The organism is Ameyamaea chiangmaiensis (assembly GCF_013376175.1).
GTDB lineage: Bacteria > Pseudomonadota > Alphaproteobacteria > Acetobacterales > Acetobacteraceae > Ameyamaea > Ameyamaea chiangmaiensis.
The window spans coordinates 26,993-42,839 of the sequence record NZ_JABXXR010000012.1 but is presented as its reverse complement, the minus strand read 5'-3'; the positions used below and the strand labels follow the sequence as shown (position 1 = coordinate 42,839).

Sequence of the window (15,847 nt, the reverse complement as noted above, 5' to 3'; positions counted from 1 at the left end):
CGCCCCGGTGGATGCGCGCGGCACGGCCTGGGCAGTGGGGATCGCCGCCGCGGCCTTTGGCGCGCTGGCCTTCGCGCTGGCCTGTCCGTTCGATGACCCGCTTTATGTCGCCGTCTGGTATTCGGCGGCCTGCAGCGTCGTGACACTCGTGACACGTCTGATCCTGCCGCCACTGACCCGCTGGTAGGGTGAACAACACCGCCATCCTGGTCCGGATGGCGGCCGAGGGCCGGTTTTCAGCGGGACCGGTCCACGAAACATCAGCCCTGGGCGAGCCGATCCTGCGTTTTCGTCTCGAAGTCGGACGCATCATGGCGTTCGTGCAGCTGGCTTGACGGCTCGCCGACCATACGGTTGACCATTCGACCACGCCGGACGGCCGGGCGTTCGAGCAGCCGGTCCGCCCAGGCCCGGACATGCGGATAGTCCTGTACGTTCAGGAACGTGGCGGCATCGTTATACATCCAGCCCTCCACGAGGCCGCCATACCACGGGAAGATCGCCATGTCGGCAATCGTGTAGTCGTCGCCCGCGATGAACGGGCTTTCGGCAAGTCGCCGATTGAGAACGTCGAGTTGACGCTTGGCCTCCATGGTGAAGCGGTTGATCGCGTATTCGATTTTTTCCGGCGCATAGGCATAGAAGTGCCCGAAGCCGCCACCGATATAGGGGCCGCTTCCGACCTGCCAGAACAGCCAGTTGAGACACGCCGTTCGACCCGCAATATCCTTCGGCAGGAACGCATCGAATTTCTCGGCGAGATACAACAGGATGGAGCCGGACTCGAAAATATTCAGCGGCTGGGCCAGACTATGGTCCACGAGTGCCGGGATCTTGGAGTTCGGGTTGACGTCGGTAAAACCGGAACCGAACTGATCGCCCTCCCCGATCTTGATCAGCCACGCATCATACTCGGCGCCCGCATGACCCGCCGCCAGCAGCTCTTCCAGCATGACCGTGACCTTCACGCCGTTCGGCGTCCCCAGCGAATAGAGCTGGAGCGGATGGCGGCCGACAGGAAGCGCCTTCTCATGCGTGGGGCCTGCAACCGGGCGGTTGGTTCCGGCAAATTTGCCGCCGTTGGGCGCATCCCAGGACCAGACTTTCGGCGGCACATACGGACTGGACGGGGCCATTGGACGATCCTTTCGCGATTACAGCGGGAAATTCGAGGGAAACAGGGCGCGACGGGCCTGTTCGTCCATCTCGGTTTTGAAGTCGTGTGTGGTCATGAGCGTCCCGACGCGCCCGACAGCGGGACGCCCGGCCATACGGGTCATGAACGCGGTCAGGTTCGGCCAGCGCGCGAGGGCGCGGTCGTCCTTCAGCACGCGCGGCACGCGATCGAGCCATCCCCAGGCGGACATATCGACGATGGTGTAGGACTCGCCGACGAAGAACGTCCGGTCCTTCATGCGGTCGTCGAGAATTTGAAGATGGCGCTCCGCCTCGCGGCGATAGCGGTTGATAGCGTAATCTAAGCCTTCCGGGGCGGCATACTGGAAATGCACGGCCTGCCCGAAATACGGACCGATCCCGGTCGCGACGAGCATCAGCCACGAGAGGAGTTCGGGCCTGTCGGCGTCGGTGCCGAGGAACTGTCCCGTCTTTTCGCCCAGGTAGAGCAGGATGGCTGTGGAATCGAAGACCCGCGTCTCCGGACCGCCCGGGCCATTCGTATCGACGATGGCGGGGACCTTGCCGTTCGGATTGATTTTCAGAAACCACGCCGCATGCTGTTCGCCCTTGCGGGTATCGACCGGAATGGCCTCGTAGGGCAGCCCGGCCTCTTCGAGAAACAGGGCGACCTTGGCGGGGTTCGGCGTCGGGTGAAAATAGAAGCGGATCATGAGAATTCTCGTATCTTAGAGGGGATGCCACTTGCTGCGGCGTCCCCACTGGCGGTGCGGAGTGCTCAGACTCCAGTAGCGCCGCCGTCGACGATCAGGTCAATGCCCGCGATATAGCTGCTTTCGCTGGACGCGAGGAACAGCGCTGCCGCGGCGAGTTCTTCCGGCCGGCCCAGACGCTGCATCGGCACAGCGGAAGCCCATTTCGCGCGCACGGCGTCTGCGCCGTCCGGCGTATCGGCCTGTCCGTCCATGATCGGAGTATCGAACGGGCCGGGGCTGATGGCGTTCACCCGGATGCCACGCCCCAGAAGTTCGGCCGTCCATGTTCTGACGAAGCTGCGGACGGCGGCCTTGCTGGCGCTGTAGGTTCCGTAACCCGGCACGCCCTTGTTCGCCGCGATGGACGACAGGATGATGACCGAACTTCCTTCCGTCAGAAGCGGCAACGCCCGCTCGACGGTGAAATAGAGACCGCGCACGTTCACATCGAACGTTCGGTCGAAATTCTCTTCCGTCGCGTGATCGAGCGTCTGAGGCAGGACGATGCCGGAATTGGCGACGAGGACGTCGATCCGGCCCTTGTCCTGTCGGATCTTGTCGAACAGGCGCTCGAGATCGACGTTGTCGCGGACGTCGCCCTGGATGCCTTCGGCATTGGCCCCAAGCGAGGCGACCGCGCTGTCGAGTTCGGCCTGTCGGCGTCCGGTGATATAGACGAAAGCGCCTTCGTCGACGAAGCGGCGGGCCGTGGCGAGGCCAAGACCGCTGTTACCGCCCGTGACGAGTGCGATTTTTCCCTCAAGCTTGCTCATGGAACCTCCTGTTCAAAGCAGGCCGCGATGGCCCGCGTAGTCGCTCTTCTTGTCGAGGCCGCGCTCGGCGACGATTTTCGTCGCGATCGGCATGACGCCCGAGATGGCTGGAAATCCGACATAGGGGAGCATCTGGATCAGCGCCTCCTCGATTTCATGCAGCGGCATGCCGTGATCGAGCGCGAAATTCATATGCAGACCGAATTCGTGCTGCTGGCGCAGCGCCACCATGACCGTCATGGTGATGAGGCTTCTGCGCGCCTGATCGAGGCCATCGCGGGTCCAGATGTCGCCAAAAACATGATCGACGGCGTATCCGGCGATGTCGGAGCCGAACGTGTTGGACGCGGCGGCGTTCGCAAGGCGCTCCGACTGCTCTGGGCCCATCAGGGCGAGCGTTGCGGCGTTGCCTTTTTCTCTTGGTGTCATGGTCTGGGTGTGCCTTGTATTATGGGGCCCGGTATCGTGGGGCCAGGTCGGCACGCAGCCGATCCGGCCCAGTGTACCGTGCTGATCAGGCCGTGACGTTCGCCGCCTTGCGCAGGGCCGGCAGCATGTCTTCAGGCTCAGGGCGGCGGGTATAGTCCGGGTTGACCTCGGCATAGAGAATCACGCCGTCCTGGCCGATCACGAAGCGGCCCGGCATTGGTAGGGTCCAGCTTTCGTCACCGTTGAAGCCCGGCAGGTCGTTCTTCAGGTTCTTGTACAGATCGACCAGATAATCCGGCAGCGCGAAACGCAGACCGAATTTCGCCGCAACATCGTTGTGCGTATCGGAAAGGATCGGGAAATCGAGCTCGTTCTGACGCACCGACTTGCGACTGTTGACCGCTGTCTGCGGCGAAATGGCGATCAGGCTCGCGCCGAGGTCACGGAACGACGGCAGTGCGGCTTCGAGCGCCTGAAGTTCCATGTTGCAGTAAGGGCACCAGACACCGCGATAGAAGCTGACGACCAGCGGCCCGTTCGCCAGAAGATCGGCGGAGGAGACAGGGTTGCCTTCCGGATCGTTCAGCGTGAAAGCCGGGGCCTTGTCACCGGCCTTGAGCGCCTTCCCGGCGGCGCCGGATGCGATCAGTTCGGCGGTGGCGCGGTGCATCACCTCGATGACCGCATGCGGCACGTTATAGGGCGGCTTGCCGGCTTCGAAATCAGCCTTGAAGGCATCGAGTTTCGCCTGAAGTGACATGGTTGTTTCCTTTGTCAGTCGTTGCGACATGCTTGAGATAGAGCGGTCTGCTGCATGGGGGATGACGGCTCGGACGACTATCGGTCATTCCGGGCCGGAATGGGATTTCAACCGACGGATTCAAGCGCCGGATAATCGGTGTAGCCATGCGCATCGCCGCCGTAGAAGGTCGAACGGTCATAAGGGTTCAGCGGCAGATTGCGCCGCAGACGCTCCGGCAGATCGGGATTGCTGATGAACGCCCGCCCGAAAGCGACGGCATCGGCGTCGCCCGCCCGGATGATCGCCTCGGCACTGGCGCCATCGAAGCCGCCGGCGGCGATGAGCGTGCCGCTGAACGCACCGCGCAAATGCCGGGCTGCGACCGCATCGCTCTCGGCGATCAGTTCCGTGCCCTTGATGCGCGGCTCGACGACATGGAGATAGGCGATGCCCATTTCGTCCAGCTTCTCCGCAACATAGCCGAAGGTCTCCTGCGGGTTGCTGTCGGACATCGAACCGTAAGTGCCGTTTGGGCTCAGCCGCACGCCGATACGATCCGCCCCCCACACATCGATGGCCGCCTGCGTCACTTCCAGCAGGAAGCGCGCGCGGTTTTCGATCGGGCCGCCATATTCATCGGTGCGGTGGTTGGTGCTGTCCTGCAAAAACTGGTCGGGCAGGTAACCATTCGCACCGTGGATTTCCACACCATCGAAACCGGCCGCTTTCGCACGCGCCGCGCCCTGGCGGAACTGCTCGATCACGCTGGGAATTTCATGAAGCGCCAGCGCGCGTGGCATCGAGAACGGCGCCGGCCCGTTCGGCGTGTAGGCATCTCCTTCCGCCTGGATGGCGGAGGGTGCCACGGGCGCGCCACCGTCCGGCTGAAGATCGCGGTGGGACTGCCGTCCGACGTGCCAGAGCTGCATGACGATCTTGCCGCCGCCGGCATGCACGGCGTCGGTCACCGTGCGCCAGCCATCGATCTGCGCATCGTCGTAGATGCCCGGTGCCCCGGCATAACCGTATCCTTCCCGCGCGACAGGCGTGGCTTCGGACACGATGAGCCCGCCATGCGATGTGCGTTGGGCGTAATATTCGCGCATGAGCGCACCGGCCTTGTCGCCGGGTTCCGAACGCATGCGGGTGAGCGGCGCCATGACGACCCGATGGTCGAGCGACAGCGCGCCTGCCCTGAAAGGCGTGAAAAGCATGGACATGATGTTTTCCTCGGTGGGGATGATGTCAGTCTTGCGGGACGAGCGCTTCGACGCGGGCGATGCCGCGTTGCACGGCCGGCCGCGCTTCGACTGTTTCGTACCAGCGGGCGACATGCGGTGCGTCGCTGAATGTGATGTTGGGAAAACCACGACGCCACAGCCAGCCGAAATGGGCGATGTCCGCGATGGTGAAGTCTTCCCCGGCGACGAAGGGCCGGTCCGCCAGCACGCCGTCGAGCACGCCCAAGGTGCGTGTCGCTTCGGTGGCAAAACGCTCAATGGCAAGGGGCTGAGACTCGGCGGCGAAGCGCTGGAAGAAGCCGGACTGGCCGAAAGCAGGACTCAGACCGGAAGCGTGAAAGAAAAGCTGCTCGAAAACGCGGGCGCGCTCTTCGCCGCTGGCCGGCAGAAGCCGCCCAGTTTTCTCCGCGAGATAAACGAGGATCGCCGCCGATTCCGTCAGAACGAACGGATCGCCGCTTTCGGGCGTATCGACGAGGACCGGCACCTTGCCGTTGGGATTCATCCTGAGGAAATCTGGTCTCTTCTGCTCGCCCTTACGGACATTGACGCTGTGCAGCGTATAGGGAAGCCCCATCTCCTCGAGCGCGATCGGCACCTTGGCGCTGTTGGGCGTCGCGAAAGCATAGACATCAAGCATCGTCGTTTTCTCCTCCATGGCTGACCTGCGGGCTGGAGAGGGCATGCCCGAGCAATGCCATCAGGGCATGAAGCGGGCTGCCAGTGAGCTGGAAGGCGAGCATGCCGTGTGCGATGGCCGGTTCGGACGCTGCGGTCATGAAGGGTCCGAACATCGAATTTTCTTTCTCTCTGGCCCGGCCTGTCCGGACGAAAGAGACGATATCTTCCATGCCGCTCGACATGGCAGTCGTCTCGGGGCGATAAAGGTCATTCCTCGGAGGAATGGCATGGACCGATATCAGGCAATGACCACGTTCGTGCGCGTGGTGGAAACAGGCTCGTTCTCAGCCGCGGCGCGTCAGCTTGGCGTGGGGCAGCCGGCGGTCTCCAAGACCGTGGCGCAGCTCGAGGCCCGGCTTCAGGTCAGCCTGCTGATCCGCACGACACACGGCCTGACGCCGACCGAGGCCGGGCAGAACTTCTATGAACGCGCGCGCAACGCCATCCAGGAGGCGGACGAGGCGGAACGCGCCGCCAAGGGGGCGGGCATCGGGCTGTCCGGGCGATTGCGGGTGTCGGCGGCGACGACGTTTTCGCGCCTGCATGTGATTCCGAAATTGCCTGAGTTTCTGGCGGCGCATCCGCAACTCGATGTCGATTTCCTCCTCGACGACCGGATGATCGATCTCGTGGCGGAGGGCGTCGATATCTCCCTGCGCATGGGCGCGCTTTCCGATTCCACCGCCGTTGCGAAAAAAATCGCGACCGGCCGGCGATCGGTCATCGCAACGCCCGCCTATCTGGCACGCGCGGGAATACCCCGGCACCCTGCGGATCTCGCGAACCACGACACCGTCATCTACAGTCAACTGCCGAGCGTCTGGTCGTTCACGCGGGATGGGGCGGCGGTGTCGGTTTCCGTCTCGGGACGGCTGCGCGTCAGCGCCGCCGAAGGATTGCGCGCCGCGATACTGGCGGATATGGGCCTGACCATCACGTCGGACTGGATGTTCGCACCGGAACTGGAACGCGGCGCCGTCGTGCGGGTGCTGGAAGGGTGGTCGTTGCCCCCCATCGATCTCTGGGCCGTTTTCCCGGCCGGTCGCATGATGACCGCGAAAGCACGCCAGTTCGCAGGATTCGTTGAGGATCTGATGAATTCGGTGGCGTGAGCGGTCTGGCGGCCAATTTCCAAAATGGAAGTCCTACCCATGATAACGAAGTGCCGTCGACCGTGTTTGCTGCGAAATATCTTTGGCTACGCCTCACTATGAGGGTCGCCTTTCAAAGCCGTTTCACCAAAAATGTCGGCGTTCGGGCAACTGTCATAACCGCTCGCGTGTCCGTCATGAGGGCGATAGGGGTAAGTCCGCTTAGCGCGACAAGCAGACAAGCTGCTCCCGCCCTCATATCGGTCATTTTTTGTTTTCCAATGGACGTCTCGTAAGCGGACATAGCTGAAGATGTCGCTTGACCGCTGATGCTGGCATCAGCAAAGTCGTGTTTGCCTAAAAAGACAGCGATACAGGTAGGGTGATAACCTGTGGTCTCTCCGGAGACAGTCACGCTTGAGCGAATAAACCCGCTCTTGGCCATGGCCGGACACGACGAGGATAGGCCTCGTCCGTGGTCGGTCGTCGCTGTCCAGATTGCGACCGGCTCGTGTCCGTCTCACCGACGGAAAGACACAGTCATGAAGCTGAACCATATCAATCTCTACAGCCAAGATACTGAGGCTGATCGCGTGATGTTCGAACAGTATTTCGGCCTGCGCACTCTCGTTGTACGTGGGATCAAGATGGCCATCATGGAGGACAATGATGGGCTGGTGCTGATCGTCAATCATTTCGACAACAAGCTCGAAGGCTTCGATTATCCCAGGCAATTCGACATCCTGCACATTGGTTTCATCCAGAAGTCTCGCAAGGACGTTGATGCTCTTTATGAGCGCCTAAGCGCCGATGGCTGGGAGGTGCAGGCTCCACGCAACGCGCATGGGGCGTGGTGCTTCTATTTTCGAGCGAAAGGGGGTTATTTTATCGAAGTGACGACATTAACGCCGGTTCGCCCCGAAGAAGCATATCGGAGAGCCCCATGTTAATGCTGGGCACGAGAGGCTCAGCAACCTGAACGACCCTTCTGATTTAGGATGCAGGATGAAGGAAATATTAGCATGCCTGTCGATTATATTAAATAACGGATAAATATTTTTATAGATTGATCCTTTTTGTGTTAAAAATACTTTATTATACGGGGCAAATGGCAATGAATATTCCAATAAACTCAACAAAAAGCAGAGGAAAAATAGTTTTGTAACTTATTCTTTCGAACGCAGTTAAGGCTTGCTGCTGAACGAAGAGAACGTGATGACCCAGCCTCGTACCGCCACAGTCGTTACTGATGAAACTCCTGCTATTCTGGGGTTCAATCGGGCCTTGCTCGCCTTATGCGCTCTCAATTTCTTCATGGCGGACGTCCAGGCGGGGATAGGGCCATTTCTGGGCGTTTTTCTTCAGCGTCACGGGTGGCAGACGGGACCGATCGGAACCGTCATGACCGCGGGTGGAGTTGCAGGCATGCTTGCCACCATTCCCGCAGGCGCGCTGATTGATCACACGACGAAAAAGCGGTTGCTCGTCATTGTGGCAGCGCTCTGCACGATTTCCGCCTCTCTTCTTCTCCTGAGTTCACAATCCGTGGCCGTTGTGACAGTCAGTCAACTCGCAACCGCTCTGGCCGGCGCTGGAATTGGCCCTCTGATGGCGGCCATAACGCTCGGGATCGTGCGCCAGAAAGGCTTCAACACACAGATCGGTCGTAACCAAGCCTGGAACCACGCCGGCAATATGGCCGGGGCCGGACTGTCCGGCTGGCTGGGATGGCAGTTTGGCCTCTCAGCGATTTTCTTTCTTGAAGTGGCCTTCGGTCTGTTCGCCATTTCTGCGGTGCTCCTAATCCCGGAAAAATCCATAGATCATAAAGCTGCACGCGGACTGGACGATAAACCCGCTCACGATGAGGGAACGGCCGAGGGGTTACGATCCTTTCTGCGACACAAGCCTCTTCTCATTCTGGCGAGCTGTCTGTGTTTCTTCCATCTCGGAAATGCCGCGATGCTCCCACTTTACGGTATGGCGGTCGTCAGTGCAGGCAAAGGCAATCCAGCCATGTTCACGGCGATGACCGTGATGGTCGCACAGGCTGTGATGATCATCGTGAGCCTGCTGGCCATACGTTTCGTCAGGGACCGTGGTTACTGGTTCGTCCTGCTGATATCGTTCGCCGCCCTGCCGCTGCGTGGTTTGATCGCGGGAAGCTTCATCCAGCATTGGGGGGTATGGCCGGTGCAGTTCCTCGATGGGATCGGTGCGGGGCTTCAGAGTGTCGCCGTGCCGGGTCTGGTGGCCAGACTGCTGAACGGAACCGGACGGATCAATATCGGACAGGGCGTCGTCATGACGGCGCAGGGCATTGGAGCAAGCCTTTCTCCGGCGCTGGGAGGATGGCTTGCCGAAGATCTGGGATATCCCGTGGCGTTTTATAGTCTGGGCTGCTTTGCAATCGTATCGCTCGGGCTCTGGATAGGCTCGGCATCCACCCTGCGATCTGCCGATCAGGTGTCGGCATGACCTTTCACCAGGAGGCAATCTGGACGATCGCTGTTCTGGCGACGGCCGGTGTTATTCTTCGACCGTTCCGAACCCCGGAGTGGGTGTGGGCCGTCATCGGAGCCACGCTTCTCATGGTGACGGGGCTGATCCCCCTCACCATGGCGGGGGCCGGTCTCGTGAAAGGCGGCGATGTTTATCTGTTTCTGATCGGCATGATGCTGCTCAGTGAAACGGCGCGTGCAAACGGACTGTTCGACTGGATCGCGACCTGGGCCGTCAATCATGCCGCAGGTTCAACGGCAAAGCTGTTCACACTGGTCTATCTGGCCGGTGTCGTGGTGACGACGTTCATGTCCAACGATGCGACGGCTGTTGTGCTGACACCGGCCGTGTTCGCAGCGGCAAAAAAAGCAAAAGCTGATCCCCTTCCGCTGTTGTTTGCCTGCGCACTCGTCGCCAATGCGGCAAGCTTTGTCCTGCCTGTCTCCAATCCGGCGAACCTGGTTCTGTATGACGGCGCACTCCCCGCGCTGGGATCATGGATGAGGTCGTTCGCGCTCCCGTCGCTCCTGGCGATCATGACGACCTATCTGGTTTTGCGCCTCATCGAACGGTCACACCTGCATCAGGACTGCGCCTCCCAGGTTGAAACAACTCCGTTAACCGTGGGCGGCAAAGCGGCTTTTGTCGGCATCGTCCTGACCGCGCTTCTGCTTGTCACAGTGTCTGCATGTGATCTGTCTCTCGGCTTACCAACAGCGCTCGCCGGTATTGGGACAGCATTAGGCGTCTCAGCGCTGGCACGACGATCGCCGATTGCGCTCATGAGGGATATTTCATGGGGCGTTCTCCCTCTGGTCGGCGGTCTGTTCGTTCTGGTAGCCGCCGTCGAGAGTACGGGAGTGGTCGGGGTGCTTGCCAACCTGCTTCAGCAAGCCGCCAACACCGATCCTGTCACTGCTGCCTGGGGGGCGGGCGCTCTTCTGGCGTTCATCTCCAACATCATGAACAACCTGCCTGCCGGATTGATTGCCAGTGAGACAGTTGCGCATACTCATGTATCGCGACAGGTAATTGATACCCTGTTGATCGGCGTGGATCTTGGCCCAAATCTTTCCGTGACGGGATCTCTGGCCACAATCCTCTGGTTGCAGGTGATCCGTCGAGAAGGCGAAGAGGTCGGGTTTCTACAATTTCTCAGGGTTGGCGCCGTGGCCATGCCCGTTGCGCTCTTCATGGCACTCGGCGCTCGGCTTTTGATCGGGTGACGGCCGCGGTGATCCTGTCGCTGCTCGCCTTGCCAGCGATCAGCCTGACGCTCCTGGCTGCGTTGCACATCGCATAATCTGTCAATCCCTCTCGACCATCGGCGAATAACGAGAAGTGTTGCGGACCATCCGCTTTCCCCCCATAGCGACCAGAATGCTTGCATTGTTTACACGCAGAACAGGAAGTTCGAAGCAAACCCATCGGATGAAAGCTTCGATTGTCGCGCACCTGAGATTAATCCTGCCTTTAGATTTCGGAAATTAACTCCAAGCACGTATCAGGATTCTGAATAGAGGACGTGGCCACTGGATCGTGCGTTTGGAAGCGGGATCGGTAATTGGCTGGAGAAAATCCGGTTGAGGTGCGGAAATGCTGACGAAAATTCGTCGTCGTGCCAAAGCCAGCGTTCTGTGCAACAGCATCAACAGAAAGGGTCGTCTCCTCCAGCAAGTCGCGCGCGTAGGCAATGCGTTGCCGCTTGATCCACTCACCAGGTGCCAGCCCTGTCGCTTCGTAAATATGTCGATGGACGGTTCGGACGCTGACATGAGCTATCTCGGCCATGCGCTCAAGAGACCACTTTTCGCCGATCCTTTTCTGCACCGTTTCAAGGAGTTCCGAAAGCCGCGCGCCCGATGGAGCAGGAAGAGATCGTTCGATGAACTGCGACTGGCCGCCGTCTCTATGTGCTGCGATGACCAGTCTGCGCGCTACGCTGTTTGCAGCCTTCGCTCCAAAATCCTTCCGGACAATATGCAGACACAGGTCGAGACCTGCAGCACTTCCTGCAGATGTCAGAATGTCTCCTTCATCCACATAAAGCGCATCTCCTTCAACCACGATGTCAGGATATCGGGACGCTAATATTGAAGCATGACGCCAATGCGTTGTTGCTCGTTTGCCTGCGAGCAGACCGGCTTGCGCCAGAACGAATGCTGCACCGCAAATCGAGACGATTCTGATTCCTGTCGCATGTGCCCGGCGGAGCGCGTTGAGCAATAAAGGAGGTGCCACAGCATCTGGCCCGCGCCAGCCCGGAATGATGATCGTGTCAGCGCCATCGAGAAGCTCTAGTCCGCCGGCTGCTTCCAGTCGCAGACCGCCTGCGGCCCGAATCGGTTCCGGTTCAGCAGCGGCCGTAAGGCAGCGATACCAGTCTGGCCCCATTTCTGGGCGTGAAAGGCCGAATACCTCGAAGGCGCAACCGAATTCAAAGGTGCAAAGCTGGTCATACGCCATGATGACGACGAGGGGACTGGCGCTATTTGGCATGATCCTTACGGTAAAGGCTAATCCGGCCACTTACAATACCGCTGTCTGCTCGTTAGCGTCGTCGTGAACGGGATCACCGATCCTGCAGGTAAATCATCTCGCACCTAGGATTGATCCCATGAAGCTGATCGGAATGCTCGACTCTCCCTATGTGCGCCGTGTCGCTATATCCTTTCACCTTCAGGGCATAAGCTTCGACCACCAGCCATTATCCGTATTCTCGGCGTATGACTCCTTCGCGACGATCAATCCGGTCGTGAAGGCACCCACACTGGTCACGGACGATGGGACTGTGCTGATGGACTCCGGGCTGATCCTTGAACTGGGCGAGCGACTGGCGCCCCCGCACCTCAAACTGATGCCCTGCGATATGGAAGCGTATCTCCGGTCACAGCGGATTATCAGCTTTGCACTCGCAGCCTGCGAGAAGACAGTACAGATCGTCTACGAGCGCAATCTTCGTCCTCCCGAAAAACAGTACCAGCCCTGGGTTGATCGCGTTCATGCCCAGTTGATCGCTGCGTATCGGCTCCTTGAAGCGGAAGTCAGTCAGACCAGCGCATGGTTGTTTGACGAGCGACCGCTTCAGGCGGACGTCAGTAGTGCGGTCGCTTTCCGTTTTTCTCTCCACATGCTGCCGGAGATCATCGAGGCCAAAGCCTATCCAGCCCTTGATGCTCTTTCCGCGCGCGCGGAAGCGACAGAGGGCTTTTCCGCGTTTTCTTTCGCATGACACATTGAGCGGATATATGAGCGATTTAATCGACCTCTATTACTGGCCGACACCCAATGGCTGGAAAATCACCATCATGCTGGAGGAAGTCGGTGTCCCCTATAGGTTGAATTTAGTCAATCTCGTCAAGGACGGGCAATTCGAGCCTGCATTTCTGAAGCTTTCCCCAAACAACCGCATTCCGGCGCTGGTTGACCCACAGGGGCCGGACGGAGAACCGATTTCGGTTTTTGAGTCGGGAGCTATTCTCCAATATCTCGGCCGCAAGTTCCGGCGTTTCTATCCGCGTGAAGAACGGAAGCGTGTTGAGGTCGAGCAGTGGCTGTTCTGGCAGGTGGGGGGGCTTGGGCCAATGGCAGGGCAGGCTCACCATTTCCGGCAGCATGCTCCAATTCCGATCGATTATGCTATCGAACGATATACGCGGGAAGTCGAGCGCCTGTATGGTGTGCTTGAACGTCGCCTGAGGGATCGAGAGTATCTCGCGGGGGATTACTCAGTGGCCGATATCGCTTGTATCGGCTGGATCGTGCCGCATGAGAAGCAGGGTCAGCATCTTGGAAGTTTTCCCCGCCTGAAAATGTGGTTCGATACCGTGATGGCAAGGCCCGCTGTGATACGCGGTATGGCATTCGGACGCGAGCAACGGGAAAAGACCGACTTTGCGGCAATTGCCAGCGTCCGGGATCATCATTCTCCCTGAGAAAAAAACCTTTTGCTCACCAGCCCCAACCCGATACGGATACGGTATAAGAAGACAAGCTGCAAACGCCTATTTCTCGGACATCGGAGCGCCGCCTCAAGTTTCCTCAAAGCGGACATAGCTCGTGGCTTACGGCTGAACGACGGGAGCTTCCCGCAGAATTTGAGCCGCCAAGGGTGCAGGCACCCACGTTCAGCCTGTTTTCGCCGCGTTTGCGCTCGCTCGTTCCCGTAGGATTCGTAGCAAAAACTGAGGCGGCATGGTGCGGACGTGAAATTCCTCTGGCGGGATTAACCCGGCGTTCAATGCGGCGGTCATCCGGTGAACGTGGAGGGCCCAGTCAGGATCTCGCAACGGCAGCGTGCCCACGTTCACGAGAGGCGGCGGGGACATTCGATTCCGAAACAGAGGCATCTTAAGGGCCCGGCTTGGCCGCTGCGCCTGCACACTGATGACCTTCGCCCGCCTGGTTCCTTCGAGCTGGACCTCATCCTCGCAGACCGACACCTGCTCGTTCCGACGAAGCTCTGCAAGTCGATCGCGATCCGGCGTCCAGCGCGGCGGATCGTCACTGGGCCTGAAGTAGATGTTGTCCAGGGCGTTGGCCCATTGGAACTCGTTCAGGGCCGTCACGATGCTCGCCGAGGGCAGCTTAACGACGTTACTGGCCGGACTGCCCAGCGAATAGGTTTTTTCGTCGTAGAAGACGACTGCGTAATCGGGTGAGATGGGCATGACAAACTGCAGGCCGAGGTTAGCCAAACCAAGCACCGAGATTTCTGCACCGCTGTAGAGCCCGTTGTGTTTGACGGCTGGGTGGTCGCCCAAAACAAAGGGCGTCGAGCTCACATTGTGGAGCAGCTTGATCTTCAGATCGAGAATCACAGGAGTTTCCAGGGCCGCAGGCCGGAGCGCCTCTGCGGCGGGCTCGGTGAGTTCAATAGTTAGGTCGTCGAGCGCGGCGAGAAGTTCGGGATCGGTCAGCGTGTTCCGTAGCATCAATTTGCCGACCTTGTTGGCCATCTCATTAGCCGCGACGGCGGCCTGTGCCGTCCGCGCCGACTGGATGAGCAGGAAGGTCGCTAGCACGCGGTGATCGGCGCTGTATCGCTTCGGGGGCCGGCCGGTCGCGATCATTCGCCGCAGGACAGAGCTGGCACCGCCTTCGATCTGCCCCAGAGCATGCTCGCTCTTTCCGTCGCGGCCGTAGAACCAATCCCGGCAGGCTTGATGCTTGAGGCTCGCTCCTGTGACGATTCTGCCGGAGCGTAAGTTGTAAAGGCCAACCGATGAGCCATCGACGGAGAAAAATCGCAGCAGGAACTGTGGCACGAAGTGATGGCTCTTATTCAGCGGCATCAGGTTTGAATCCCTTTCGAAGCCCATAGCGCCAAGCCTGGCCGTTTATACAGGTTAACCGCCGCCATTTCCAAAGAGCGGACGTTCACGCGAAACGTAACTAATGTCGTGGTCTGGTCGATAGTCGTCATGAACGTGGAAGCTGCAAATGACTGCTTTCAATCATCCCTTCCCAATAGCCGACATTCTGCTGCCCCCCATAGAAGTCGTCACTCCTCGGTGCTGGGAGCTCCGTTCGGCAGTTTTACTCTCCGGTTAGCTTATGACCACGACGCTGCCGTTACAGGCAGTCGCCTCTCATCATCAATGACGGTTACGCGGGAGGACAGGCTGTCCGACCATGCCCAGAAGACGAGGTTTCTGTCATTTTCTGTCGCTCCAGGGGCAAAGCTCGGGACGATGACGCCAGCAGTTCCATTCGCCATGAGTGCCTTAGCTAGTTCCCATGACGGCGGTGTCTTGCCCTGGTCAGCGAGGTTTTCCCAAGGACAGGCCAAGATGGCAGGTGAGAAGTCCAGGTTGTTAAAATTGGAGAGATCGGTCAGATCGAGGACTGGTTCGCTATCGACGTCATAAGCGCAGATGGTCAAAGGTTGCGGTTTGAATGGGAAACCCTGCTGGGCTTCGAGCCATGCAGTCTCCATCCGAAGTGACGTGTAAAGGGCAGGTGTGCCAATCGGGTTGAAGCGTCCTCCGTGAAGAGCCGCACCGTCGCCTGATAACGGGGTGAAAGACCAGCGGGGATTGTGAGCCCTGAATACCCGTCCGGTAAACCTCACGCGTAACCGCCGGTTGCAATCCGATCCAGATAGCGCCGGACGGCATCGGCGCGTCCTTCCCGAACAAGCGCTTCGGCAGTCTGATCACCGAAGGAGGGTAGGGGTTGTGACCGGTACCATGCGAAAGCCTGTTGGGCCGAGCCCGCCCATGGCCGGACGCGATTGAGGATCTCGACCATGTCGCGCAGTCTCGCTTGGGTGGCGGGGCGGCCGAGGCGTGCGCTTTTGGAGACGGCGTCACGTGACAGGCCCAGTGTTATGGCCAGTTCACCCCTTGTGATGTGTAGGATATTGCTCAGCCGTTCCGCGGCGACCAGTCCTGATTGATCGAAGGCGTCGGAGAGGAATGTGGTCTCAGACATGATCGGGTGCCTCATATATTGACCATGATATGGGATCATATATGAGGCGGATTGCCTATGG

19 protein-coding genes are annotated in these 15,847 nt (G+C 59.5%); 7 read left to right on the top strand and 12 right to left on the bottom strand.

Going from position 1 to position 15,847, the window contains the following annotated elements:
* The coding region (locus tag HUK82_RS03440; RefSeq protein ID WP_176612603.1) for an NrsF family protein at positions 1-187 on the top strand (187 nt) is incomplete at its 5' end.
* Positions 188-260: 73 nt separating this feature from the next.
* On the opposite strand, the gene yghU is transcribed toward HUK82_RS03440, so the two are convergent.
* From yghU to HUK82_RS03400, 8 genes are all read right to left on the bottom strand, one after another.
* The gene (gene yghU, locus HUK82_RS03435; protein ID WP_012553921.1) at positions 261-1,136 is read right to left on the bottom strand and encodes a glutathione-dependent disulfide-bond oxidoreductase; all 876 of its coding nucleotides are present in this window, start codon (positions 1,134-1,136) and stop codon (positions 261-263) included.
* An 18-nt stretch (positions 1,137-1,154) separates the two neighbouring features.
* On the bottom strand, positions 1,155-1,850 hold the full coding sequence (locus HUK82_RS03430; RefSeq protein ID WP_012553920.1) for a glutathione S-transferase family protein: 696 nt from the start codon (positions 1,848-1,850) through the stop codon (positions 1,155-1,157).
* A gap of 65 nt (positions 1,851-1,915) precedes the next feature.
* Positions 1,916-2,665, bottom strand: a complete 750-nt coding sequence (locus tag HUK82_RS03425; protein WP_176612602.1) for an SDR family NAD(P)-dependent oxidoreductase — start codon at positions 2,663-2,665, stop codon at positions 1,916-1,918.
* A gap of 12 nt (positions 2,666-2,677) precedes the next feature.
* Positions 2,678-3,094, bottom strand: coding sequence for a carboxymuconolactone decarboxylase family protein (locus HUK82_RS03420; protein WP_176612601.1), 417 nt, complete (start codon positions 3,092-3,094; stop codon positions 2,678-2,680).
* 85 nt (positions 3,095-3,179) lie between these two features.
* Positions 3,180-3,854: a peroxiredoxin-like family protein gene (locus HUK82_RS03415; protein WP_176612600.1), complete on the bottom strand. Its 675-nt coding sequence runs from the start codon at positions 3,852-3,854 to the stop codon at positions 3,180-3,182.
* Between the two features lie 107 nt (positions 3,855-3,961).
* Positions 3,962-5,056, bottom strand: a complete 1,095-nt coding sequence (locus HUK82_RS03410) for an alkene reductase (protein WP_176612599.1) — start codon at positions 5,054-5,056, stop codon at positions 3,962-3,964.
* Between the two features lie 25 nt (positions 5,057-5,081).
* A complete protein-coding gene (locus HUK82_RS03405) occupies positions 5,082-5,717 on the bottom strand; it encodes a glutathione S-transferase family protein (protein ID WP_176612598.1) in 636 nt (211 codons plus the stop codon).
* On the bottom strand, positions 5,710-5,940 hold the full coding sequence (locus tag HUK82_RS03400) for a hypothetical protein (protein ID WP_176612597.1): 231 nt from the start codon (positions 5,938-5,940) through the stop codon (positions 5,710-5,712). The genes HUK82_RS03405 and HUK82_RS03400 overlap by 8 nt, the downstream gene beginning before the upstream one ends.
* Positions 5,941-5,985: 45 nt before the next feature.
* Here HUK82_RS03400 and HUK82_RS03395 point away from each other — a divergent pair, with 45 nt between their 5' ends.
* From HUK82_RS03395 to HUK82_RS03380, 4 genes are all read left to right on the top strand, one after another.
* Positions 5,986-6,870: a LysR family transcriptional regulator gene (locus HUK82_RS03395; RefSeq protein ID WP_176612596.1), complete on the top strand. Its 885-nt coding sequence runs from the start codon at positions 5,986-5,988 to the stop codon at positions 6,868-6,870.
* Between the two features lie 521 nt (positions 6,871-7,391).
* Positions 7,392-7,799 (top strand): VOC family protein, encoded by a 408-nt coding sequence (locus HUK82_RS03390; protein WP_012553554.1) that lies wholly within the window; start codon positions 7,392-7,394, stop codon positions 7,797-7,799.
* Between the two features lie 241 nt (positions 7,800-8,040).
* Positions 8,041-9,327: an MFS transporter gene (locus tag HUK82_RS03385; RefSeq protein WP_246495814.1), complete on the top strand. Its 1,287-nt coding sequence runs from the start codon at positions 8,041-8,043 to the stop codon at positions 9,325-9,327.
* Positions 9,324-10,577: an arsenic transporter gene (locus HUK82_RS03380; protein ID WP_176612595.1), complete on the top strand. Its 1,254-nt coding sequence runs from the start codon at positions 9,324-9,326 to the stop codon at positions 10,575-10,577. The genes HUK82_RS03385 and HUK82_RS03380 overlap by 4 nt, the downstream gene beginning before the upstream one ends.
* A 247-nt stretch (positions 10,578-10,824) precedes the next feature.
* Here the strand turns inward: HUK82_RS03380 and ftrA are convergent, their stop codons facing one another.
* Positions 10,825-11,880, bottom strand: a complete 1,056-nt coding sequence (ftrA, locus tag HUK82_RS03375; RefSeq protein ID WP_207882538.1) for a transcriptional regulator FtrA — start codon at positions 11,878-11,880, stop codon at positions 10,825-10,827.
* A gap of 88 nt (positions 11,881-11,968) precedes the next feature.
* Here ftrA and HUK82_RS03370 point away from each other — a divergent pair, with 88 nt between their 5' ends.
* Together HUK82_RS03370 and HUK82_RS03365 are read left to right on the top strand one after the other, a co-directional pair.
* The gene (locus tag HUK82_RS03370; RefSeq protein WP_176612594.1) at positions 11,969-12,583 is read left to right on the top strand and encodes a glutathione S-transferase; all 615 of its coding nucleotides are present in this window, start codon (positions 11,969-11,971) and stop codon (positions 12,581-12,583) included.
* 16 nt (positions 12,584-12,599) lie between these two features.
* On the top strand, positions 12,600-13,286 hold the full coding sequence (locus HUK82_RS03365; RefSeq protein WP_176612593.1) for a glutathione S-transferase N-terminal domain-containing protein: 687 nt from the start codon (positions 12,600-12,602) through the stop codon (positions 13,284-13,286).
* Positions 13,287-13,478: 192 nt separating this feature from the next.
* Here the strand turns inward: HUK82_RS03365 and HUK82_RS03360 are convergent, their stop codons facing one another.
* The 3 genes from HUK82_RS03360 to HUK82_RS03350 all read right to left on the bottom strand — a co-directional run bounded on the left by HUK82_RS03360 (position 13,479) and on the right by HUK82_RS03350 (position 15,786).
* On the bottom strand, positions 13,479-14,672 hold the full coding sequence (locus HUK82_RS03360) for a DUF4238 domain-containing protein (RefSeq protein WP_176612592.1): 1,194 nt from the start codon (positions 14,670-14,672) through the stop codon (positions 13,479-13,481).
* Between the two features lie 233 nt (positions 14,673-14,905).
* Positions 14,906-15,424 carry an RES family NAD+ phosphorylase gene (locus tag HUK82_RS03355; RefSeq protein ID WP_012553917.1) on the bottom strand — a complete coding sequence of 173 codons (519 nt, stop codon included), beginning with the start codon at positions 15,422-15,424 and terminating at the stop codon, positions 14,906-14,908.
* A complete protein-coding gene (locus HUK82_RS03350; RefSeq protein WP_012553916.1) occupies positions 15,421-15,786 on the bottom strand; it encodes an antitoxin Xre/MbcA/ParS toxin-binding domain-containing protein in 366 nt (121 codons plus the stop codon). The genes HUK82_RS03355 and HUK82_RS03350 overlap by 4 nt, the downstream gene beginning before the upstream one ends.
* Positions 15,787-15,847: the final 61 nt, after the last annotated feature.